General features: G+C 29.2%; 26 protein-coding genes. 14 read left to right on the forward strand and 12 right to left on the reverse strand.

The window, feature by feature from the left end; all coding sequences use genetic code 11:
• Window positions 1-17 precede the first annotated feature (17 nt).
• The 5 genes from ACMCMH_RS01575 to ACMCMH_RS01595 all read right to left on the reverse strand — a co-directional run bounded on the left by ACMCMH_RS01575 (window position 18) and on the right by ACMCMH_RS01595 (window position 5,941).
• A complete protein-coding gene (locus ACMCMH_RS01575; RefSeq protein ID WP_412726429.1) occupies window positions 18-1,676 on the reverse strand; it encodes a cation acetate symporter in 1,659 nt (552 codons plus the stop codon).
• Window positions 1,673-1,990, reverse strand: coding sequence for a DUF485 domain-containing protein (locus ACMCMH_RS01580; protein ID WP_412726431.1), 318 nt, complete (start codon window positions 1,988-1,990; stop codon window positions 1,673-1,675). Before ACMCMH_RS01580 ends, ACMCMH_RS01575 begins: the two co-directional genes overlap by 4 nt.
• Before the next feature lie 311 nt (window positions 1,991-2,301).
• Window positions 2,302-3,078 (reverse strand): 4-(cytidine 5'-diphospho)-2-C-methyl-D-erythritol kinase, encoded by a 777-nt coding sequence (locus ACMCMH_RS01585; RefSeq protein WP_412726433.1) that lies wholly within the window; start codon window positions 3,076-3,078, stop codon window positions 2,302-2,304.
• A complete protein-coding gene (gene truB / locus ACMCMH_RS01590; protein ID WP_412726435.1) occupies window positions 3,071-3,895 on the reverse strand; it encodes a tRNA pseudouridine(55) synthase TruB in 825 nt (274 codons plus the stop codon). The genes ACMCMH_RS01585 and truB overlap by 8 nt, the downstream gene beginning before the upstream one ends.
• A gap of 9 nt (window positions 3,896-3,904) precedes the next feature.
• A complete protein-coding gene (locus ACMCMH_RS01595; RefSeq protein WP_412726437.1) occupies window positions 3,905-5,941 on the reverse strand; it encodes an ATP-dependent helicase in 2,037 nt (678 codons plus the stop codon).
• A 162-nt stretch (window positions 5,942-6,103) separates the two neighbouring features.
• Between ACMCMH_RS01595 and ACMCMH_RS01600 the strand changes: the two genes are divergently transcribed.
• On the forward strand, window positions 6,104-7,003 hold the full coding sequence (locus tag ACMCMH_RS01600) for a LysR substrate-binding domain-containing protein (RefSeq protein WP_412726439.1): 900 nt from the start codon (window positions 6,104-6,106) through the stop codon (window positions 7,001-7,003).
• A gap of 62 nt (window positions 7,004-7,065) precedes the next feature.
• Here the strand turns inward: ACMCMH_RS01600 and rny are convergent, their stop codons facing one another.
• On the reverse strand, window positions 7,066-8,595 hold the full coding sequence (gene rny / locus ACMCMH_RS01605; protein ID WP_412726441.1) for a ribonuclease Y: 1,530 nt from the start codon (window positions 8,593-8,595) through the stop codon (window positions 7,066-7,068).
• An 11-nt stretch (window positions 8,596-8,606) separates the two neighbouring features.
• Entirely contained in the window at window positions 8,607-9,152 is a 546-nt protein-coding gene (locus ACMCMH_RS01610; RefSeq protein WP_412726443.1) for a 5-formyltetrahydrofolate cyclo-ligase, read from the reverse strand.
• Between the two features lie 54 nt (window positions 9,153-9,206).
• On the opposite strand from ACMCMH_RS01610, the gene ACMCMH_RS01615 reads away from it, so the two are divergent.
• The 3 genes from ACMCMH_RS01615 to ACMCMH_RS01625 are packed head-to-tail and all read left to right on the forward strand — an operon-like array spanning window position 9,207 to window position 10,933.
• Window positions 9,207-9,785, forward strand: coding sequence for a TlpA family protein disulfide reductase (locus tag ACMCMH_RS01615; protein WP_412726445.1), 579 nt, complete (start codon window positions 9,207-9,209; stop codon window positions 9,783-9,785).
• Complete coding sequence (gene ftsY / locus ACMCMH_RS01620; RefSeq protein ID WP_412726447.1) at window positions 9,785-10,747, forward strand: signal recognition particle-docking protein FtsY; 963 nt, start codon at window positions 9,785-9,787, stop codon at window positions 10,745-10,747. The genes ACMCMH_RS01615 and ftsY overlap by 1 nt, the downstream gene beginning before the upstream one ends.
• Before the next feature lie 9 nt (window positions 10,748-10,756).
• Window positions 10,757-10,933: a hypothetical protein gene (locus tag ACMCMH_RS01625; protein WP_412726449.1), complete on the forward strand. Its 177-nt coding sequence runs from the start codon at window positions 10,757-10,759 to the stop codon at window positions 10,931-10,933.
• Here ACMCMH_RS01625 and ACMCMH_RS01630 read toward each other — a convergent pair.
• Window positions 10,920-11,303, reverse strand: a complete 384-nt coding sequence (locus ACMCMH_RS01630) for a response regulator (protein WP_412726451.1) — start codon at window positions 11,301-11,303, stop codon at window positions 10,920-10,922. The two genes, ACMCMH_RS01625 and ACMCMH_RS01630, sit on opposite strands and share 14 nt — an antisense overlap.
• Before the next feature lie 66 nt (window positions 11,304-11,369).
• Entirely contained in the window at window positions 11,370-12,563 is a 1,194-nt protein-coding gene (gene lnt / locus ACMCMH_RS01635) for an apolipoprotein N-acyltransferase (RefSeq protein WP_412726453.1), read from the reverse strand.
• Between the two features lie 113 nt (window positions 12,564-12,676).
• Between lnt and ACMCMH_RS01640 the strand changes: the two genes are divergently transcribed.
• A complete protein-coding gene (locus ACMCMH_RS01640) occupies window positions 12,677-12,958 on the forward strand; it encodes an HU family DNA-binding protein (RefSeq protein WP_412726455.1) in 282 nt (93 codons plus the stop codon).
• 94 nt (window positions 12,959-13,052) lie between these two features.
• Here the strand turns inward: ACMCMH_RS01640 and der are convergent, their stop codons facing one another.
• The 3 genes from der to ACMCMH_RS01655 all read right to left on the reverse strand — a co-directional run bounded on the left by der (window position 13,053) and on the right by ACMCMH_RS01655 (window position 16,981).
• Window positions 13,053-14,582 (reverse strand): ribosome biogenesis GTPase Der, encoded by a 1,530-nt coding sequence (der, locus tag ACMCMH_RS01645; protein ID WP_412726457.1) that lies wholly within the window; start codon window positions 14,580-14,582, stop codon window positions 13,053-13,055.
• An 11-nt stretch (window positions 14,583-14,593) separates the two neighbouring features.
• Complete coding sequence (locus ACMCMH_RS01650) at window positions 14,594-15,640, reverse strand: mechanosensitive ion channel family protein (protein ID WP_412726459.1); 1,047 nt, start codon at window positions 15,638-15,640, stop codon at window positions 14,594-14,596.
• A gap of 75 nt (window positions 15,641-15,715) precedes the next feature.
• Window positions 15,716-16,981, reverse strand: a complete 1,266-nt coding sequence (locus ACMCMH_RS01655) for a DNA cytosine methyltransferase (protein WP_412726461.1) — start codon at window positions 16,979-16,981, stop codon at window positions 15,716-15,718.
• A gap of 107 nt (window positions 16,982-17,088) precedes the next feature.
• Between ACMCMH_RS01655 and ACMCMH_RS01660 the strand changes: the two genes are divergently transcribed.
• The 9 genes from ACMCMH_RS01660 to pyrF all read left to right on the forward strand — a co-directional run bounded on the left by ACMCMH_RS01660 (window position 17,089) and on the right by pyrF (window position 23,966).
• Entirely contained in the window at window positions 17,089-17,319 is a 231-nt protein-coding gene (locus ACMCMH_RS01660; protein WP_412726463.1) for a helix-turn-helix domain-containing protein, read from the forward strand.
• Window positions 17,312-18,427 carry a hypothetical protein gene (locus ACMCMH_RS01665; RefSeq protein ID WP_412726465.1) on the forward strand — a complete coding sequence of 372 codons (1,116 nt, stop codon included), beginning with the start codon at window positions 17,312-17,314 and terminating at the stop codon, window positions 18,425-18,427. The genes ACMCMH_RS01660 and ACMCMH_RS01665 overlap by 8 nt, the downstream gene beginning before the upstream one ends.
• A gap of 125 nt (window positions 18,428-18,552) precedes the next feature.
• Window positions 18,553-19,398 (forward strand): DMT family transporter, encoded by an 846-nt coding sequence (locus ACMCMH_RS01670; RefSeq protein ID WP_412726467.1) that lies wholly within the window; start codon window positions 18,553-18,555, stop codon window positions 19,396-19,398.
• Window positions 19,399-19,458: 60 nt separating this feature from the next.
• Complete coding sequence (locus ACMCMH_RS01675; RefSeq protein ID WP_412726469.1) at window positions 19,459-19,836, forward strand: DUF6394 family protein; 378 nt, start codon at window positions 19,459-19,461, stop codon at window positions 19,834-19,836.
• 4 nt (window positions 19,837-19,840) lie between these two features.
• Window positions 19,841-21,553, forward strand: a complete 1,713-nt coding sequence (locus ACMCMH_RS01680) for a potassium channel family protein (RefSeq protein WP_412726471.1) — start codon at window positions 19,841-19,843, stop codon at window positions 21,551-21,553.
• Window positions 21,550-22,347, forward strand: coding sequence for a 3-deoxy-8-phosphooctulonate synthase (kdsA, locus tag ACMCMH_RS01685; protein ID WP_412726473.1), 798 nt, complete (start codon window positions 21,550-21,552; stop codon window positions 22,345-22,347). Before ACMCMH_RS01680 ends, kdsA begins: the two co-directional genes overlap by 4 nt.
• A gap of 60 nt (window positions 22,348-22,407) precedes the next feature.
• On the forward strand, window positions 22,408-22,878 hold the full coding sequence (gene ribH / locus ACMCMH_RS01690; protein WP_412726475.1) for a 6,7-dimethyl-8-ribityllumazine synthase: 471 nt from the start codon (window positions 22,408-22,410) through the stop codon (window positions 22,876-22,878).
• Window positions 22,878-23,279 (forward strand): transcription antitermination factor NusB, encoded by a 402-nt coding sequence (gene nusB / locus ACMCMH_RS01695; RefSeq protein ID WP_412726477.1) that lies wholly within the window; start codon window positions 22,878-22,880, stop codon window positions 23,277-23,279. The genes ribH and nusB overlap by 1 nt, the downstream gene beginning before the upstream one ends.
• Window positions 23,280-23,282: 3 nt before the next feature.
• Window positions 23,283-23,966, forward strand: a complete 684-nt coding sequence (gene pyrF, locus ACMCMH_RS01700) for an orotidine-5'-phosphate decarboxylase (RefSeq protein ID WP_412726479.1) — start codon at window positions 23,283-23,285, stop codon at window positions 23,964-23,966.
• The last annotated feature ends 49 nt before the right edge of the window (window positions 23,967-24,015 follow it).

A 24,015-nucleotide genomic window follows, 5' to 3' on the forward strand; every position in this document is an offset into this window, starting at 1 on the left:
TTTTCAGGTTATCTATCTTAGTGACTAACTGCACCATCAGCTCCGAAACCAGTTTCAGATCTAACTTTTTGTGCTTCAAACGCTTCAATTTCACTTTTCGCTCTTTGTGAGTTATCAGTAATAGAGAAGAACCAAATACCAATAAATGCAACTGTTACCGAGAATAACGCTGGGTAAGCATAAGGGAAAATTGGTTCTGCATTATGTAATACACCAACCCATACAACAGGACCAAGAATAACTAATAGTACAGCTGTAATAAGACCCATAAATCCACCTATAAATGCACCTCTTGTTGTCAATTTAGACCAGTAAATTGATAAGAAAAGAATTGGGAAGTTAGCAGATGCAGCAATAGCAAATGCAAGACCAACCATAAATGCAATATTTTGTTTTTCAAAAAGAATACCAAGAATAACACCTACAACACCAATAACAATAACTGATATTTTAGAAACTTTCATCTCTTTTTTCTCATCAGCTTTACCATCACAAATAACTTGACCATAAATATCATGAGATATTACAGAAGCACCAGCAAGTGTAAGTCCAGAAACAACAGCTAAAATAGTAGCAAATGCAACTGCTGAAATAAATCCTAAGAATATATCACCACCAACAACTTTAGATAAGTGAATAGCAGCCATATTTCCACCACCAAACAACTTTCCGTCTACAAAAAATTCTGGAGCATGTTCTGGAGTTAAATAAACAACAGCACCTAAACCAATTACAGCAATAACTAAATAGAAGTAACCAATAAACCCTGTTGCATATACAACTGATTTTCTAGCTTCTTTAGCATTACCAACAGTAAAGAATCTCATAAGTACATGTGGAAGACCAGCTGTACCAAGCATTAACGCTAAACCTAAAGATACAGCAGAAACAGGATCTTTAATTTTACCTTTATCTGATGGAGCCATAATATCTTGTCCCCAAGCATGAGTATCAACAGCTTTTTGAGCTAACGCTTCAAAAGAGAAACCAAAGTTTTGTAAAATCATAAATGCCATAAATGTAACACCAGATAATAATAAAACAGCTTTAATAATTTGTACCCATGTAGTAGCAAGCATACCACCAAATGTTACATAAATAATCATCATAACACCTACAAGTACAACAGCCCATTCATAAGGAAGACCAAATAATACTTGAATAAGTTTACCAGATCCAACCATTTGTGCAATTAAATATAAAGCAACAACTGAAATAGAACCAAATGCAGCAAGATTACGAATCTCTTTTTGAGCAAGTCTATAAGCAGCAATATCTGCAAATGTAAATTTACCTAAGTTTCTTAATTTTTCAGCCATTAAGAATAAAATTACTGGCCAACCAACTAAAAATCCAACAGCATATACAAGACCATCATACCCTTGTAAATAAACAAGACCTGAAAGACCAAGGAAAGATGCAGCAGACATATAATCTCCAGCAATCGCCATACCATTTTGGAATCCTGTAATTCCACCACCTGCTGTATAAAAATCACTTGCAGATTTTGTTTTTGAAGCAGCCCAATAAGTAACACCTAATGTTGCACCAACAAAAATGAAGAACATAACAATAGCTGGAATATTTAACTCTTTTGCCTTTGCTTCTAATCCTAAACTTTCACCTGCTGCAAATAAAGCAACTGATGTTAAAGCTAATAACGCTAATAATCTCATAGATCATCCTTTACATCTTCTTTAATTGCATTTGTTAAGTCTTCAAACTCACCATTTGCTCTTTTTACATATATAAGTGTAGTAATGAAACTAACTATAATAATAGCCGCAGCAACAGGGAAAGCCCAAGTCATAACACTCGCCTCATCTAATTTAACTCCAAGTAACTCTTTATTAAAAGCGATTACTAATATATAACTATAAAATATAGCTAATACAAACAAAGCTAATTTTACTGCAAAGCCACTTCTTTTTGAAACAAGTTCAATATAATTCGGGTTTGCTTGAATTTTTTTCACTAATGTTTTATCCACAATTTCTCCTTTTTTTTATTCATTCAAATTGTAAGAGTTATAAATAGCATTTATGTAGCATTGTATCATTAGGAAACAGAGCTTGATAAATTAATTATCATTTGTTACGAAAATGCACATAAAACAATTTATTTCTTTTTTACAAACTTTATAAAAACTTAAAAACATCCAGAATAAGCCTATTTATAGGTGTTTAGCGTAATTAAGATAAATTATGTCATATTTGAAATTTAAAGTTGTAACATATGTAACTTTATGTAACTTTTGATAGTTTTAGATAATAAAAATGGAAAAATGAGTGTTTTAAAAGTTTATAGTTTATTAATAAAATAGAAAAAACTACTTCCTGAACCACTAAAGTAGCTATTTTGGGGAAGATCATAGAAAGAGGGAACTAATTTATTATAAATATCTAAAGCAGGTAAATATAAATCATTTGCTTCGCTTATATCTAAAGTATTAAAGATATCAATACTTTTTTGACTAAATAAATTAGAAATTTTTTCTTGTGTGTTTTCTAAATAATACTTTTCACGATATTTTTTAAAAATTGATGATGTATCACATTGTACCTTTGGTGTAAATACTCTAATCTCTAAAGACTCTTCTTCAAATTTTTTAACAATTTCACCGATACCTGTCACATTGGCACTATCATACTCATAAATAAAAAAGGGAACATCCGCACCTATCTCTAAAGCAATTTTAGAAAGTTGATCTTTACTTAATCCTAAATTACAAACCTCATTTACCATAATCATAAAAGTCGCACAATTAGAACTTCCACCACCAAGTCCCGCAAATTCTGGAATTTTTTTGTCGACTACAACTTTATAAGATGCAAAAAAATCTTCTACCTTAGGGAACAAATTTTTTAGTTTGATATATGCTTTATATATTGTATTTTGTTCTGTTTTACAACCAAAATCACCTTCTAATTCAAAACCTCTGCCATCATATTTTTCAAAAATCACTGTATCGTAAAGATTTTTTACCCGTACAAAACGAGATGCAATCTCATGATAATGACCTCTTTTACCAGTTATCTTTAAAAATATATTTACTTTTGCATAGGATTTTTTAGTCATTTAAAAGAACTTTATTTAAAATATATTTTGGCTCATTATCTTTTATTTCGATAACAGAAAAGAAGGTATCAAAAACAATTAAATATTCACCATCAGTTTTATTCTCAAAATATTCTATATTCAATTTTTTTCCCATATCAAACCATTCTTTTGTACCTGTATAAGTATTTTCTTCAAGATCTAAATATTTTAAAGGGTTGAGTGACTTTTCATTGTCATAAAAAAACTCACCCTCATGTAATCGTTCCAAATAAGAAAGTGTACCGACACTTTTGAGTCTTTCTAATAATATTTGAGCCATACTTCTTATATAACTTCCTTCACTTACTGTTAACTCGAAAGTTAGAAAAGGATGAGAGTAATTTATAAACTTTGCACTTGAGACTTCTGATATGATTTTTTTCATTTCAAAATCAATCCCTTCTCTAGCAAGATTATAAGCTCTTTGACCATTAATTTTTTTAGCACTATACTTAGGTGGTAAATATTCTAATGTTCCCAGTAAGCTTGTTAATTGTTCTTTTATAAAAGTTTCTTCTAATACAGGAGATTTTTCTATACTATAAACATTTTCAATATCTAAAGATTCACTTCGAGCTCCTAAAAAAATTGTAGCTTTATAAGATTTTGGAGTCTTTTTCAAAAAACGAAAAAGTTTAGAGTATTGACCAAAAGCTACAATTAAACTACCACAAGCAAAGGGATCAAGTGTTCCACTAAAACCTGCTTTTTTATTTTTGTATTTTCTCTTGATTCTATTTAAATAAAAATTACTACTTATAAAAACTGGTTTTTTAACTACAAATAACCTATTCAATTTTATCCCTTATATTTTTTCAACAAAAGAAGATAAAATATCTCTTTTCATCCCACCAAAATTGATGTTCAATTTTAAATCTTTACCTGCTTTTTGAACACTCAAAATTCGTCCCATACCAAAGATTTTATGTTTCACTAAATCATCTTTTTTAAATGCAGAGTTTTTCTCAATTGTTAAACTTCCTTTAATCAAATCAGATTCTGTTAAAAAACGACTTTTTACTAATTGTGTTCTTCGACCTTTATAAAATCTACTATGAACAAAACTCATAGTCAATTCATCACAAGCTCGTGTGATAGCTACATATCCTAATCGTCTTTCCTCTTCTATATTACTGCCATCTCCAACTAATGGGAAAAAGCCCTCTTCCATCCCTACAATAAAAAGATGTTTGAATTCTAATCCCTTACTTGCATGGATACTCATCAAAGAGATATACTCATCACTTATAGCATCTGCTGCACTTTCTAAAGATATTTCATTTAAGAAGTCTTCCAAATTTAAATCAATATTCTTAATAAAAAAATCCCGTAAATATCCATAAAATTCATCAATATTTGCTAATCTATCTTCTGCATCTATAACTTTAGCATAGGTAGATTTGAAATCAAATGTATCTTCAAAAAGATCAATAAATCTCATTTTTGTATCTTCTAGCACATCTTGTAAGTCTTCTACTGATGCCATAAATACTTTTAAAGTACGAGAATTTTTTTTACCAACCAATACAGTTAGTTCATCTGGTGTATACTCTTTTATAATACTAAACATAGATTTTGATTTTTTATGAGATTCGAGTTCTAACTTATCAATAGTCATCTTCCCAATACCTCTTTTTGGTTTATTGATAATTCTTTTTATAGAAAAGTTGTCATTGGCATTTGTAATGACCCTAAAATAAGCAATCAAATCTTTAATTTCAGCTCGTTCATAAAATTTTAGTCCACCAACAAGTTTATAATGAATATTTGCACGATTTAGACCCTCTTCTAAAGCACGACTTAAGGCATTAACTCGATATAAAATAGCTATATCTTTTGCTGATTCACCATTAGATATAAGTTTTTTAATATCTTCTGTTATCTTTCTTGTTTCTTCATTTTCATCTTGCGATTCATATACCCGTATAGAGTTTCCCTCACCACGAGTTCCAACAAGCTTTTTCCCCAATCTATCACGATTATGTTCAATTAATGCATTGGCATGAAAAAGTATCTTATTTGTAGATCTATAGTTCTCTTCCAGCTTAATAATAAGTGTATTTTCAAATGTCTCACCAAAAGTAAGAATATTTTTTATTGTAGCACCTCTCCAACCGTAAATAGACTGATCATCATCTCCTACAACACATAAATTGTTATGTTGATCACAAAGTTTTTTTAATAGCATATATTGTAATTCATTAGTATCTTGATACTCATCAACCATAATATACCTGTATTTTTCGCTTGTTTCTTTCGCTAATTCTTTATTTGTAGACAAAATTTTATATGTTAACAAAATTAAATCATCAAAATCCACCAAATTGTTTTGTTCCAAATAGTTCTCATATTTTTCATATACATCTGCAATTTGCATATAAAGTTTATCTTGTGCAGATGCTTTTGCTTCAGCAATAGAAACTACTGAATTTTTAAATTTTGAAATCTCTGATGATAATACTGCTGTTGTAGTCTCTTTATCAATTGACTTTAAAATACGCTTTTTATCATCGCTATCAATAATAACAAAATTGTTTTTTCGACCTAATTGAGAGATATGAAACTTTAAAAAAAGTAATCCAAACTTATGAAAAGTACAAAGTAATGGTGGATAGGTATTTTTATCTATCATTGAAAAAGCTCTTTCTCTCATTTCAGTTGCAGCTTTATTTGTAAAAGTAAGCGTCAAAATTGAAGATGGATCTATACCAATGGAGATAAGATAAGCAAGTCTCGTTGTGATTGTTTTTGTTTTCCCACTTCCTGCTCCCGCAAGTATAAGCATAGGACCATCGATGTGCTGTGCAGCTTTTTGTTGTGATTCGTTTAAAGTAGATAACATAATACTTCTTTCATCTAATATATTTTATTATACCATTTAATTAATAAAGGAACAATATAAAGAATTTTTGGCTAATTTATTCATTACTTTTTCTAATAACTAATCATTATTTATATTAATATATGTTATTATTCTTATTATAAAAACTTAAAGAGGTAAATTATGTTATCAGATTTTACAAAACTAAATACATTTCTAACTGTTGTCAAAGAAAAATCTTTTTCTAAAGCATCAGCAAAACTAGGAATTTCACAACCAGCCGTTACTCAGCAAATGCGATTTTTAGAAACATATCTTGATGCGACAATTGTTGATAGAAAAAAAAATGGAATTAGTTTAACAAAAGAGGGAGAAAAGTTATTTACAATTGCTCAGAAAATTGAAAAAGTAGTTTTAAATGGAGAAAAAGAATTATTAAAAATTATTAACAAGGATATTACTTTTGTTTTTGGAGCTTCTCATGCTATAGGAAATTATATTTTACCTACATTTCTTAATGATATAAAAGCAAAAATAAATAATGATGTGAGTGTAACTTTAGATTCAAGTGATAAATCAATAGAAGCTTTACAAGACAAAAAAATAGATATGGCACTTATTGAGTCACCTGTATTTGAAGATGGCATTATATATAGAGAATGGCTCGAAGATGAAATCGTAATTTTTTCAAATCAAAAACTTCCAAAAAGAGTAAAAAATGAAGATTTACAATCTTATAAATGGGTTTGCAGAAATCCTAATAGTCATACAAGAAGACTCTTTAAAGATGCACTTGAACAATCAAATATGCAAGACTGTGAAACATTTAATATGGTGAGTGAAGCTTCATCACCTACAGCAATTATGCAAACAATTTTACATAGTTCAAAAGATGATGTTCCTACTGTTTCTATTGTATCTACTCATGCTATTAAAGAATATGTTAAACACGGAATTTTATTTGAGTCAAGACTCCCTGAAATTAAAATGCATAGAAAACTTTATATCGCTTATCTAAAAGAGAGAAAACATGATGCATTTATCGATACTGTTATTAACTATTTAATGACTATTAAAAAATAATTTTACTCTTTAAAATATGAAAAAGGAAAAGAATAAAACTTTCCTTTTTTATTTCAGCATTTTTATCTAGCATATCCAATTGAACGCAATTCTCTAATTACACTTACTTTTATTTCTCCTGGATACTTTACTTTATCTTCAATCTCTTTTGCTATCTCATTTGCCATTAAAATCGATTCATCGTCATTTACAAGTTTTGCATTAACAATCACTCTAAGTTCTCTTCCTGCATTTATAGCATAAGTATTTATTACACCTTCTTTACTTGTGGCAATAGATTCAATCTCTTCAACTCTATTTAAAAAACTTTCAAGAACTTCTCTTCTAGCCCCTGGTCGTGCTGCACTTAATGCATCTGCAGCACAAACAGCAGCTGATTCGATACTAGAAGCTTCTTCATGTCCATGATGCGCATAGATTGAATTAATAACCTCTTCTGGTTCTCCTAATTTTTTACATAAATCAGCACCAATATCAACATGACTTCCAGGAACATCATGTGTTAAAGCTTTTCCAATATCATGTAAAAGTCCTGCTCTTCGTGCTAAAACAGTATCTCCACCAAGCTGAGCAGCTATTAAACCTGCAAGATTTGCAACTTCCAAGGTATGTGCTAAAGCATTTTGTCCATAACTTGCACGGTATCGTAATCTTCCTATTAAATAAACAAGTTCTTTATGCATATTTTTGATTCCAAGGGCAGCTATTGTTTCCTCACCCTCTTTGTCAATATTTTTATCAAACTCATTTTTAACAGTATTGTGAACCTCTTCTATTTTTGCAGGATGTATTCGCCCATCTTTTAAAAGTAATTCTATTGTTCTTGTAGAAATTGCTCGTCTATAAAGATTAAAACTACTTACAGTTATGGTATTTGGAATATCTCCTATAATAATATCAACACCCAAACAAAACTCTAAAGCTTTGATATTTCGTCCCTCTTTACCAATGATTTTTCCTTTTGCTTCATCATCAGGAAGAGGAATATGATTTATCAATCTTTCAGCTGCGAATTCACCTGCATATCGACTTACTGCAACTGATAAAATATTGTTAATCTCTTTTGTTGACTCTTCTTTTGCAAGTTTATATTCTTTTCGAAATAGAGAAGCTATCTCAGCTCTATTATCTTCTTTTACTTGATCAAGCATAAAAGTAGTCGCTTCTGCTTTTGTTAAGCCACTTGCATTTTCTAATATCTTTTCAACTTTTTTTATTTTAGATTCATACATCTTTTTTTGTGATTCTAATCCCAATTTTAAAGATTGTACTTCAGTTTTTGCATTTGATATTATTTGAGTATCTTTTTTATTTTGATTGAGTTGTTGATCGATAAACAACTCTAATTCATTCTGTTTTGATTCTAAATCTTTTTTTAACTTTTTAAACTCTTTTTCATAATCTCTTCGTGCTTTATGTTTAGCATCGTTTAAAATTTTTTGTGCCTCGTGCTCTATAACTTTTGATGTAGCTATAGCTTTTTCTGTGTAAATATCAAATTTTGCACTATTAAGTTTATTTGTTACAAAAACACTAATAACAGATACAATTATCGATACTACAGAAACAAATATTATTATCTCTATCTCCATTTTATAAACCTTTATGATGTAATTATATAATCTGGCTCTATATCATGATCTGAAGTTACAATATTATTTGTTTTACAAAGTTTTATTTGAGTAAAAATAGTGATTGGTTTATATTTAAGTCTTTCAAAAAATCGGTCATACATACCTGCTCCAAAACCTATTCTTCTATATGTTTTATCAATTCCTACAATTGGAACAACAATCATATCTAATGCAATTTCATTATTTCTAAAAGTAGAGAAATTTGGCTCTTTAATACCAAATTTTTTTACATGTAGTGGAAATCGAAACAACACAGGAACAAATGAATCACCTTTCATAAAAGGAACATAAACCTCAACATTTTTTCTTTTTCTTAATTCTGTAATAATAGGCATTACATCCACTTCTAAACTCAAAGGGATATAAAGCAATATTTTTTTAGGTCTGTGAAAATCAATAATTTTTTGTATTTTTAAACATATATTTTTATTTTTTTTAATCTTTCCAACATTACTAAAAAATTGTAATCTTTTTAAAGCTAACTTTCTAAAACTAGCTTTATTTATCAGTGACATATCTAAGCCTTTTTAGGATAAAATCCATATATATTTTATCAGAAGGAACTAAAAATGAAGATTAAAAAAATTACGATATTGAGTTTTTTAGCACTATTGCTTATCACAGGATGTGGAGAAAAAGAGCAAATAGAAGAAAATGTCGTAGTTGAATCTGAAAAAGAAACAACACCAAAATTCAATCTTAAAACAACATCAGGAAAAGAGATATCTATTATTATGAAAAAAGAGGGTTGGGAATTTCAAGGATTAGAAGATAAAGTAATTTTACTTAACTTTTTTGGGACATGGTGTCCTCCATGTAAAGCAGAAATTCCTCACTTGAATACAATTAGAAGTAAATTAAAAAAAGATTTTGAAGTTTTAGCGATTGATGTAGGTCCAAGAGGTGGAGGATTAAATTCAGCAGAGCATTTAGCAGAGTTTAAAAAAGAGTTTAATGTAACATATCCAATTGTTTCAGGTGAGATAGCAAAAAGATTGTTTGGTGCAGTAAGTGAACTGAATCCTTCAGGTTCTATCCCATTCATGGTATTATTCAATAAACAAGGGAAATATGTACAATACTACATCGGTATGAAGCCAGAAGAGATGCTTTTTCATGATATAAGTACAACAATAAAGATGAAATAATGTTTAATTTATTTAAGAAAAAAAATGACAATTCTTCAAAAGAAGAAAATACTCAATCACAAATAGAAGAAAGACAAGAAGAACAAATTGATAAAAAGGGCTTTTTCTCTCGTGCATTAGAAAAAACTGTTGGAAACTTAAAGACTATTATTCCTGTCAAAAAAGAAAAAATCGAGTTTGATGTAATTGAAGAGATTTTAATCGAAGCAGATATGGAATATGAGATTATTGAAAAAGCGATGGATGGTCTTCCTGAATTAATTACTAGAGCACAGTTAAAACACCGTCTTGTAATGCTTTTTGAACATGCTCCTATTATTGATAAAACAACCTTGCCATCACCATATATAGAACTTATTATTGGGGTAAATGGTGCTGGTAAAACAACAACTATTGCAAAATTAGCAAATATGTATAAAAATGCTGGGAAAAGTGTTCTGTTAGGTGCAGGAGATACTTTTAGAGCTGCTGCAATTGAACAGCTTGCAACTTGGGCAGATAAATTAGATGTGCCAATTATCAAAACAAAACATGGCCACGATCCAAGTGCTGTTGCTTATGATACAATTAGTTCAGCCGTTTCTAAAAATATTGACCATGCCATAATTGATACAGCAGGAAGATTACAAACGCAAAAAAATCTAGCCAATGAATTGAAAAAAATTGTAAAAGTTTGTAATAAAGCTAAAGAGGGTGCACCTCATCAAAAAATTATGATTTTAGATGGAACACAGGGAAATACAGCTATTGCACAAGCTAAAGCATTTAATGAGATGATAGACATCGATGGAATAATTGTAACAAAACTAGATGGAACAGCAAAAGGTGGTGCACTATTTTCAATATCAAATCAACTAGAACTACCTATTTTCTACATTGGTATTGGTGAAAAGCAAAATGACTTGATAGAGTTTAGTCCCGATCAGTTTGTAGATAGTTTATTAGATGAAATTTATACTTAAAGTTTAAAAATGGTAGAAAAAAAATTAGAACCTTGTAGAAACTGTAAAAGTGAAGTAGAAACAAAAACAAGACGATGCCCATATTGTGGCATCTTGAATCCAACAGTAAAAACAAAAGATGTATTTATCACCATCTTTGCAATAATTTTTATTATGAGTTTATATACCTATTTTATTGGGAAATAGACTCATCTATTGTTTCTAATAGTTTCATTACATCTACGGGTTTCATAACATAAGCATTCATACCTATATCTCTTAAAGTCTCAACCTCTTCATTTTGACTTCCAAAAGCTGTTGTTACTACAATAGGAATTGTAGTGTTAATTTTTCGTATCTCTTTTATCATTGTTAATCCATCCATTACAGGCATAGATAAATCTGTGATAACTAGGTCAAACTCTTCATTCTTAAATTTTTCCAATCCCTCTTTACCATTATCTGCCACAACCAGTTTCGTAATTATTGATTCAATTGAACTACTTGTAATATCTCTTAATGCAATTTCATCTTCTACATATAATACTTTTAATGTTTTAATTAGCTCAATATTCATAGAAGCTCCTTTATAGTATAGAACATCTCTAAGTATACTATACTTTAACCTTATGTTTCTATAATTCTATCTATTTGTAACATCAATATAATACAAATTATACCTATTTTTATAGTATTGCATCAAAAGTTTTTGTAAGGTTGGTTGTATCGATGGAGTAAACCAAGCATTATTTGAAATTGCTATCACATAAGGAGTATCAAGGTTTTCATAAATTTCATCAGTTGTTATTTCATAACATATAGCATTTCTAAATTTTGTATTTTTAATCATAAAACTTGTTGGTTTCTTCGCAGTTTCATAATCTTTAGCGCCATTATAAAAAAAGTCGTTTATAAAATTTCTTATTTTTTCAGGCATAGGAACTGCTTCACCAAAAGGTACTAAAACAACTTTATGAGCAACTTGACGATCTCCATTTTGATAAAAATATGTACTGTTATAATATAATCCATCTTTTAAATACAAAGAACCAGTAACAACGGAAATTTTATAAGATAGTAGTCTAAGTCTTTCATCCATAATTTCATTTTTATTTAAAACAAGAGGAAAAGCAGTTTCAGGGAAAACGATTACATCAAAGTTTTTATTTACAGCATTTTCAATTGCATCAAAATTATCTTCTAAAATCTCCTCTTTATACCTAACATTCCATTTTTTATTTTGTTCTATTTGGGTTGAATACTTCACTATTTTTAAAGAGGGTTCTTGTATTGTTTTTATATTAAATTTATTATAAAAATATAAACTAAGAAGTATACTAAAGAGAAGCAATATACTTCTTTTCTTATAGATCTTTCTATAATATGAAAATAACCCTAAACTAAGCAATATAAGAAAAAATTCACTTTTTGAAGTTCCTAAATAACTATAGATAAAAGGGAGCTCAAATTTAAACCAATTGAAACCAAAAGGTTCAATAAAACTTATTGCAAAAATAAACCCTATTTTATAGAGTATATTGTTAAAAAGTCCTATACTATAAAATAAAACTCCATACACAAAACCAATAGCAATCAAAACTATAGGTACAAAATATATTAAATCATAATAAATAAAACTATAACCTATCCACCAAAACCAAAGTATAGATACAATAAACCCAACTGCAAATAACTCTTTTCTTGTAAGTACATACAAAGAAAAAATTGCTAATAAAGCAAAACTAGTATTTAAAAATTCTATTCTTAATCCTAGATATTCAAAATATAGAAAAACTGAAAAATAAAGTGCTGAAAGTGCTGATTTATAGGTAAACATAAGCTATTTTAACATAATTTACAATTTTTAAGCTAAATTAGAGAACTTTAAATATGAATTAAAGTTTCTTTTGATATTATTTACCAAAGAACAAAAATATAGGAGATAACAATATGAATAAAAGTGATTTAATTGCTGCTGTTGCAGATAAAGCTGGTTTAACTAAAAAAGATGCAGGTGCTGCGATAGAAGCTACACTTGAAACAATTACTGAAGCATTAGCTGCTGGTGATAGTGTTGCATTCATTGGGTTTGGTACATTTAGTACTTCAAAAAGAGCTGCTAGAGAAGGTATCAATCCATCAACAGGTGCAAAAATTCAAATTGCTGAATCTACTGTAGCAAAATTTAAAGTTGGTGCTAAACTTAAAGAATCTGTAAAAGCTGGTAAATAGTTTTATATCATAATAAAATGATATAAAAAAGGGTGGAGTTAAAACTCCACCCTTTTTTTATGCTCGTGATAAAAACTTATCATATAAACAGAGATTAATAATCTCCGTTATATTCAAAATCACCCTCTTCCTCTTCAAACTTAGAAAGTATAAAATCTGTAGGTAAATGAAACTCTTGATATGTAGCTTCAAATTGTTCCTGCTCAGCACTTCTTTCCCCTCTTCCTCTTGCCACAACTCTAACTGGAACTCCTTCAAAGTTATGATTGTCTCTTATAAAATTAATTAAATATCTCTTATATGAAAAATGCAACATTTTTGGTTTATTCATAATGACAGCAATAGTAGGTGGATTGGCATCAAATTGCGTTGCAAAATAGATTCTTAATCTATTTCCATTTGGACTTGGTAAAGAGTGTCTTCTAATCGCCATCTCAATAGTTTTATTTAAATCTGATGTTGGTATTCGTCTATGATAATTGTCATAAATTGACAATAGCTTTTCTTCAAGTTTTTTTACATTTCTACCAGTTTTTGCTGATACTGCAACTATTGTAGCATAATATAAAAACTTAAATCTCCCTCGAATCTCTTCTGAAATTTTTTCAAAAGTATCCATATTTTCATCCCATTTATTAAGAATAATAATAACACCTAATCCAAACTGATCAACAAGTCCAGAAATTTTCTCATCTTGATCACTTATAGGAGCACTTGCATCAAGTACTACTAAAGCTATATTAGCCTGTGCTAACATATCTTCTGTTCTCATTAGTGCAAATTTTTCAATCCCTTGAATTTTTCCTCTTCTTCTTAATCCAGCAGTATCAATAAAAGTGATTTTTTTATCTCCCACTTCATAAGTTTCATCAACAGGATCAATTGTTGTTCCAGCAATCGGACTTACAACTGAACGCTCTTCACCAATTAAAGCATTTAAAATAGAACTTTTACCAACATTTGGTTTTCCAATAATAGCCACTTTAATATGATTTGGATCAACCTCTTCTGGTTCTTCAGCTACTTCAATAGGGTCCACTAACAAATCCATCTCTTTGTCTGAAATAGTTTTAGCTTGTTCTTCTGCTAACTCTTCTTTACTCGGAGGAAGCTGTTCATACAACCATTCAAAAAGTTTTTTTGTACCACGATTGTGTGAAACAGAGATACCAAACATCTCATCATCATTGATACCAAATTCATAAAAATCCCAAAGTCTCTCTAGCTCTTTATCATTATCTATTTTATTAACAACTAAAGCTAACTTTTTCCCTAAAGCTTGTAACTCATAAAATAAATTTCTATCTTCATCATCAGGGATATTTTTACCATCAACCATATATAAAACGATATCCGCTTCTTTTGCAGTCTCTACAGCTTTTCTTTTTACATTTGTAAAAATCTTAAACTCACTCCCATCTTCCATAATCTCATTTTTTGATTTACTAATACCACCTGTGTCAAGCATCAAAGCTTCACGACCATTGATATCTATCTCTCTTCTTCTAACATCTCTTGTTGTTCCAGAAACATCACTTACTATTGCTACTCTTTTTCTAGCAAGTCTATTAAATAATGAACTTTTACCAACATTTGGTTGTCCTATTAAAGCTATTTTTATCATTTTTACCCTTTTTATTCTACTGTATTATCATGTTCGATATGTAAAGTTTGCGTTGGAAATGCAAAACTTGAACCATTTTTTTCTACTATTTTTATGATTTCCAAATATGTATTTTCTCTTACTCTCATAAATTCACCCCAATTAGTACTTTTTGTAAAGTAATAACAAAAAATATTTAAACTACTTGAAGCAAATTCACTAAAATAGATATGTATTGTTTCTTGATCAATATCATCACGACTTTCTAACATAGTTTTGATATCTTTAATTATTTGTTCTACTGTTTCACCAGGTGTATCATATGTAACACCTAAGTTCATTTTGATTCTTCTTTTCCCCATAGCAGACCAGTTTAGTATCGCACTATTAGCAAGTGTTGCATTAGGAACTGTTACAAGAGCTTGAGCAAATGTTCTTACCTTTGTACTTCTGATTCCTATAGTTTCAATAGTTCCCTCAACTTGAGGTGTTTTAATCCAGTCCCCTACTCGAAATGGCTTATCAATAAATATCACTAATGAACCAAAAAGATTCGCTGCAGTATCTTTAGCAGCAAGGGCTAAAGCCATACCAACAAGACCCATTGAAGCTAAAAAACCACTTACATTATATCCCCACTCTTGAAGCACTGCAATAGCACCAAGAATCATGATAAAAAATCTAATTGATTTTATAACAAAATTAGCAACATGAACACTAACTTTATCTCCGAATTTATTTGTAACTTTATGTATATTTTGGGCTAATGTAGTAAGCACATTAAGTATAGCCCAAAAAAGAACTACTATGATTCCTGTTCTTATAATTTGACCTAAAAAATATTTTATATCATCACTTAAAAACAATACATCAATAGCAAATTTTGCACCAACAATTATAAACAAAAAATCTACTGGTTTGTTTACAGAATCAACTAATTGATCATCAAATTTATTAGTTGTTTTTTTTACGATATTTAATAGTATTTTTCTAAGACCGGCTCTAAAAAATTGAAAAAAAACAAATATTGTAATTGCTACGATATACGCATCTACTTTTATTCCAAATAAATCTATCATAAAATACAAATCCCTTTAATAATAATGCGATTTTAACTAAAAATATTTACCTTTTAGCTTAACTTTATATTTAATTTATATATTATCAATAAATATATTATCCCATATATTTTCCAATTGTTTAGCTAAAGCGTATGATAAAAGAGGTGGGACAGCATTTCCAATAATTTTATATGCACCTGAACCTGATAAACTATAAGGTTCATTTTTTTTTCTTTTTCTAACAAAAACATAATTGTCAGGAAAAGTTTGTAATCTTGCGCATTCTCTAACGGTTAATCTTCTTTCTTCCATTAATTCTAATTCTTTTAAATATTTTCCACCATTCTCTTGGCTTAGTCTTCTAAATTCAATATTTCCATGATGTTCTGCACGTATTACGGGAGCAATATGATTCAACTTTATCTCAATATTTCCTTGATAACCTTTACAAAACTTAGCTTTTGAATAAGTTTGCTGTGCCAAATCTGAATCAATATTAGGTTCTTGCAAATCATAAAAAGCATTTTCACAAGTTGAATAAGGTTTTAATAATTGTTTCCCAAAATTATTCTTTAACAATGGATTAAAATGTGTTGCCAAAGGATAAGGATTAATATTATCATTAATATCATTCTTTACAAATAATTCTAAAACTTCTTTTTTTAAATACTTCTTATTAAAACCAATAAATATTACTCTCTCTCTCTTTTGAGGAATTCCATAATCTGCTGCATTTAAAATTTGCGTAGGTAAAACAAAATAGCCATCACCGTCAATTGATTTAAAATCATTTTCAATAATACGCTTTACATCACTCATACTAGATAAACCTTTTACATTTTCAGCATAAAAAACTTTAGGTTTAGTTATTTCAATTACTTCTTTAAGCCACATGTAAAGTTGTCCTCTATTTTCAGCACTTGCAATTGTTGTTTCAGATGCAAGTCCACCATCATGGCTTTTTGTTGACTTAAGTCCCTGTCGGTTTCCTGCTACACTAAAATCCTGACAAGGAAAACCACCGGTAACTATATCTACATTTGATGGAAATCTAAATTGCCCTTCTCTATATTTTTTAACAATATCTATAATACTATCTGAATGAAAAATTTTTTCACTATCATGTCCTCTATCTCGAAAAAACGGAATCCAGGCAGCTGCTGCAGGTTTTAATATATCATTTGCAAATACAGTTGTAAATGGAGTTTCTTTTAATAAGACTTTTTTACCCATATCTTTTTCTATCCAATGATGATTTTTATCTAAATTTAAATACTCTTTCATCGTCTCAAAGTTTCCTTCAAAACCTAAATCCATTCCTCCTGCACCCGAAAAAAGGGAAACTAATCTTTTCTTCATATCTTATAAATCTCCAATTTTATACTTTAAACTATTATACTAAAAGTAAACATAATGCTAACTTTAGTATGTAGAATTATAGTATGCAATTAGATATTATATGATTCATGAAAAATAATAGTATGGATATATTAAAAAAATTTGGCACACGCATTCAATTTTTAAGAAAAAAACAAAGAATATCACAAGAAGAATTAGCACATATATGTGGTTTACATAGAACATATATTGGGATGATTGAACGAGGTGAGAAAAATATTACTTTAAAAAATATTGAAAAATTAGCTAATGCCTTAAAACTTAATATCTCTGACTTAATTAAGGATTTAAATGGCTGATGTATTAACACACTTAAGAGAACTCAGTTTCGGGTATTCAATTTTAAAAGAAGGAATAACTGAATTTAACGATTCTCCAGATGTTTTTTTAAACTTTTGTAAATCAAATATAAAGAACTGCCAACATCTAACAAGATCACAAATATCTTCAAAATCTGAGTTTTCTGATATTGAACGTGATACTATTTATAATGGGTTAAAACTAGGTCGGTATATTATAAGTAAAAATATTCTTAATAGTAAAGCAAATGTAAAATGGCTAGGAAATGAAAATCAAAGTGGTACTACATATGACATGGAGATTGATAACATATTCTTTTCATTAAAAGAAAAAAGTTTTATTTTACATAATATGGGTCTATATCAACTTCTAAATATTATTACAGATAAAATTTCATATAAAAAAGGTTTACATATTTTTGAACAATTTGCTCCAGATGCATTGGAGAAATGGTTTACAATAACAAGACAAAGAACAATAGATAAATTAAAAATTAAATCTTTTCAAACTGAAGATAGTCAAAGAAAGAATATTAAATTAGCATATTCAGAAGAAAAACTATATTTATTTTATAATGGTGACGAAATAAAAATTCAAAATTTCTCTGAATGTAGCTATGAACGATTTAAAAATGAAACAACATCAAAAATACGAGAGAAAGTTTTTTCAAAATTTATTAATCAACATCTGGCTTCTGATATAATGTATTTAGAAGCAAAAAAAAACTGTGCTGAGAAAGCAGGAAAAAACTTAGTAGATTATTTAAAATGTAATGTGAGTCAAAACCCTTCACCTAAATCTTTATATAATTTATTCCGAGTTACAAATCAAGATTATTATTATGCAAAAACTACACCTAATGATATAGAAGTATATAAAATACCTTCACAAAGTGAATTTTCAAATAATATTCAAATTACTGATATAACTTATTCTGTCCCTAGTTCTCAATTAAACTTACTAACTACTATTGAAAATACAGATACAAAAGAAAAATTAATATTTAGAAATGAATTGAGATACTCTCATGGACAACTAAATGGTACTCCTGAAGCAAAAATGTATATTGATCAAGGTTCATTATTAATTGCATATAAATCTATCTAGCAAATTATTTAACTATACACCCACCATCCCTTTAATTATAATGCGATTTTAACGAAAATTATATTAAAATCGCGATTATGATAAATACCCCTCCCAAAGAGAATACAAATCTCGCTATAAAATATATGCTAATTTCATCTTTTTTGTTTGCCTTTACAGGTGGATTTGCAAAAGAACTAAGTACCTATGTCAGTTCAATTGAAGTAGTCTTTTTTCGAAATATCACAGGTGTAATAATTATCCTTTATGCTATTTATAAATCTCCTCTCAATCAAAAAGGTGGCAAACCATTTTTACTTTTTGCAAGAGGATTTATTGGTTTTAGTGCACTACTCATGTACTTTTACAATATTGCAACAATCCCTTTAGCAGAAGCCCAAACCTTTAGTAAAGTGTCACCTATTTTTACAGCAATATTTTCTTATCTTATTTTAAAAGAAAAGCTTTCTACTATTGCATGGGTTGGAATTTTTATAGGTTTTTTTGGAGTTCTTTTTGTTACTGGATTTGATGTTTTAAATTTAAGTAAAACAGATTGGTTAGGCATTTTAAGTGGTGTAGGTGCAGGACTTGCTTACACCTCTATTCGGGAACTAAGAAAATTTTATGATAATCGTTCAATCGTTTTATCATTTATGATAATTGGAACAATAGGTCCGATTATTCTTATGATTTTAGCAGAGTTCTATTCCTCTTCCACTTTTGACTGGGTATTAGCTCCATTTATTATGCCCACAGGCTGGGCTTGGTTTCATATCGTTGGACTAGGTCTTTTTGCAACTGGTTCACAAGTATATATGACAAAAGCATACTCTTTAGCACAAGGTGGAATTGTAGGAACAATTAGTTATTCAACAATACTTTTTTCTATATTTATAGGTATGTTTTTAGGAGATGTTTTTCCTAGTGTGAGTTTATTTATTGGTATTGCATTTATTGTGTTAAGTGGTATTTTAGTTTCAAAAAAATAATAGTACCCATTTAATTGAATATTGGATATAATGATACTTATAAATATTCGGAGAAACTATATGAACTTAGATAAAGTAATAGCAGGTTTTTTTATCATTTTAGCAATGACATTAAACTTTGGTTTTTTTTACGGTGATTCACTTGACTTACAAATGCATAGTAAATACGAGCTTTTTGCTGCGATTATTGTAAATATTATTGCAACAATATTAAAGTTAGGTGATAAAACACAAATGGGTTCTGTACTCATTGCAAGTAGTTTGGTTGCCGATATTCAACTTATTGCAGCAGCAACTCTATGGACAATTTATGGTATAGATGACACAATATCACCAGAAATATTTGGAATTATTATTTCTCTAAGTGGCGGTGCACTCCTTGCTAATATCACATCAGTAATTTTATATATTGGTGATACATTAAAGTCAAAGCGATAATATTTTGAACAATAGTTCATTGTGGATTATTTTACAAAGGATGAGACTTCCTTTTACTGTGATTGTGATCACTTATGCAATTGCAATGACAGGATTACTTATCATTCCAGGTATCGATGATCAAGGTAACCCTTATCAAATGTCTATTTTTCAGGCATTTTATTTTATCACTTATACAGCTACTACAATTGGATTTGGAGAGATCCCTTATCCTTTTACTCATGCACAAAAAATTTGGATTTCGTGTTCTATATATATCACCGTTCTTGGTTGGTTTTATGGTATAGGAACACTAGTAAGACTTTTACAAGATAAACTTTTTTTAAAAGAGATTGCACTTGCAAAATTTAAAAGATCAGTTAAAAATATCAAAGAAGATTTTGTAATTATTTTAGGTTATAATGAAACAACCAGTATTATTATCAAAAAATTATTACGACAAAATATGAGAGTAGTAGTTATTGAAAGAGATCAAAAAAAAGCTGACTATCTCAATCTCGAAGGTTTTACCCCCCATATTCCTATTTTAGTCAAAGATGTTCACAATACAACATCTTTAGAATTTGCAGGAGTTCAATCAATATATTGTAAAGGGGTAATATCCTTACTAGATAGAAATATTTTAAATTTAAGAGTCACCTTAGCCTCAAAAATTTTAAATCCAAATGTACGAGTTGCAGTAAAATCTTCAACAGACAACCAAACAGGAAATTTTTATGATGCTGGTGCTGATATTGTTGAAAACCCTTTTTCTATAATATCTACACAAATAGAGATGGCGCTAGTTGCACCAAGTCTTTTTAAACTTGAAAATTGGTTATATAAAATTGGTACACTAGATTCAAATACTTTTTCAATACCAAACGAAAAAATTATAATTTGTGGATATGGAAGATTTGGAAAAACTCTTTATGAAATGTTTGAAAAAAATAAAATATATCCAACTATAATTGAAGAAAACGAACGAAAAATATCTCAGGCAAAAGATAATGGAATCAAAAATATCATTAAAGGCAACGCAGAAGATAAATCATGTTTACATAATGCAAATATAACAGATACAAATCTTATCATTGTAGGCACAAATAATGACACAACAAATCTTTCTATAGTATCAACAGTTAAAAAACTCAATAAAAATACAATTATCTTAGCAAGAGAAAATGAACTTTTAGATTTCTCAATATTTTTACATGCAAAAATTGATCATATTTTTTTACCAGATAAACTTTTAGTACATCGAGTTACCAATGCCATTATCAATCCTTTGTCAGATATCATGGTACAATTAATTTTAAAAAAAGATGAATCATGGGGTCAAAAACTTTTATCAACTTTAATGAAAACAATAGACACAAATCCTATAACATTTGAAATCACAATTTCAAAAAATGAAACTCTAGAAATATTCAAGTACCTTTCTCTTAATAAAGGTACCTTAACAATAGAAAAATTAAGTGCTTCAAGAAGAGATAGAAACCTAAAAAACAACCTTTTCCCTCTTCTTATTATAAGAGATAAAGAAAAGTTTCTGATTCCAAATAGTGATTTCGAATTAAATATCAATGATAAAATTTTATTTGCTTGTGATAAAAATGCAAGAGAAGATTTTAAATATATAGCAAATAATATTTATGAGTTTCATTATATTATAATGGGTGAAGAGAAAAAATATTTTACAAAATTTATAAATTTTAATCAAAAAGGAAAAAAATGATACTATTAACAGGTCCATGTGTTATAGAAAACAGAGATAATGTTATGAAAATAGCAGAACAACTAGCAAAACTAAATGAAAATGAAAGAATTGATTTTTATTTCAAAGCTAGTTTTGACAAAGCAAATAGAACAAGTTTAGATAGTTTTAGAGGTCCAGGACTCGATGAAGGACTAAAAATTCTTCAAGAAGTAAAAGATACTTTTGGATATAAACTAGTAACTGATGTACATGAATCAAACCAAGTAAAAGCAACTGCAGAAGTATGTGATATAGTTCAAATACCTGCATTTTTATGTAGACAAACTGATTTATTAGTTGCTGCTGGAAAAACTAATGCAAAAGTAAATATCAAAAAAGGTCAGTTTCTAGCGGCTAATAGTATGAAACATCCTGTTGCAAAAGTATTGGCTACAAGAGGAATTGACGAAGTAAACTACCAAACAAGTAAAGAAAACGGTGTTTGGCTTTGTGAAAGAGGAAATGTATTTGGTTATGGTGCATTAGTAGTTGATATGAAAAATCTTATCGCTATGAGAGAGTTTGCACCAGTTATCTTTGACGCAACTCACTCTGCACAAGTTCCAAGTACTGGTGAAACAACTGGTGGTAACTCTGCAATAGTTCCTAGTTTAGCTAAAGCTGCGGCTGCGGTGGGTGTGGATGGTTTCTTTTTTGAAACACACTTTGACCCATCATCTGCACTAAGTGATGGTCCAAATATGTTAAAAATAGAAGATTTGTACAAAACAGTTGATGATATTTTCAAGATACAAGATGTTTTAAACTATTAATTAAATTTTAGATATAATCGCAATATATTAAAAAATAAGAATTTTAAACGGAGATATAAAATGAATATAATTGAAGGTCAAATGAGACTAAATGGTAATGAAAAAGTAGCTATCATAAATGGTAGATTCAACCATATTATCACAGATAGATTAGTAGAGGGTGCACAAGATTCTTTTAAAAGACATGGTGGAAATGATGAGAACTTAGATCTAATTTTAGTTCCAGGTGCTTTTGAAATTCCTTTTGCATTACAAAAAGCATTAGAAAGTGGTAAATACGATGCTATTTGTTGTGTTGGTGCAGTTATAAGAGGTTCAACTCCACACTTTGACTACATCTCTGCTGAAGCTACAAAAGGGATTGCGAGTGCTACTATGAATCACTCTATTCCAGTTTCAAATGGTGTTTTAACAACAAACACAATTGAACAAGCGATCGAGAGAGCTGGTAGTAAAGCTGGAAATAAAGGTGCTGAAGCTATGACAACTATTATTGAGATGTTAGATTTATACGCTCAGATGGATAAATAATGGCTACAAGAACTCAAGCAAGAGAATCAGTAATCGGTCTACTTTATGCGTATGATTTAGGAAATGAAGCGATAGCTAAATTTTCTGATGTTATCTTAGAAGATAAAAAAATCAGAAACAAACAAAAAGATTTTGCTTTAGGATTATTCAATGGAACTATTGCAAATCTTACAGAAGTTGATAAAGAGATTGCATCACACCTAAATGAAAGAGATATCTCTGATGTTGGAAGTGTTGAAAAAGCTATTTTAAGACTTTCTATTTATGAAATTTTATTTAGTGATTTGGATAAAGCAATTATCATCAATGAAGCAATAGAGCTATCAAAAAGATTAGCAGCTGATAATGCACCAAAATTTATCAACGGTGTGTTAGATAGTATTGAAAAGAAAGAGAAATAATATATGAAACTATGTGTTGCCCTAGACTTACCAAGTGCTAAAGAAAACCTAGAATTAGCTACAAACATCAAAGACCATGATGTTTGGCTAAAAGTTGGACTAAGAGCTTATATAAGAGATGGTAAAGAGTTTTTAGAAACTTTAAAATCTATCAACCCAAACTTCAAAATATTTTTAGACTTAAAACTACACGACATACCAAATACAATGGCAGATGCTGCATATGAAGTAGCACAATGCCCTATTGATATGTTTAATGTACATGCAAGTGCAGGTAAAGTTGCAATGCAAACAGTTATGAATAGAATCAAAGATATTCCAAATAGACCAATTCTGATTGCTGTTACAGCCCTTACAAGTTTTGACAATGAAAACTTCAAAGCTGTATACAATGAAGATATTGAAACAAAAGCAACACAATTTGCAAAAGATACTTTTGAAGCTGGACTTGATGGTGTAGTTTCATCTGCATTTGAAAGCCTAGATATCAAAAATAACACTTCAAAAGAGTTCATCACACTATGCCCAGGGATTCGTCCATTTGGTGAAGATGCAGGTGATCAAAAACGAGTTGCGGATATAGCTTTAGCAAAAAAAGAGCTAGTAGATTTCATTGTTGTAGGGCGACCTATATACAAATCTGCTAACCCAACAGAAGTTGTAGAAAATATTTTAAAAAACATCTAAATTTTAAGGTGTTTTTTAACTTACTTCTATTATAATTCGACCTACAAAA

Source organism: Arcobacter sp. 15-2 (assembly GCF_047159865.1).
GTDB lineage: Bacteria > Campylobacterota > Campylobacteria > Campylobacterales > Arcobacteraceae > JAIOSF01.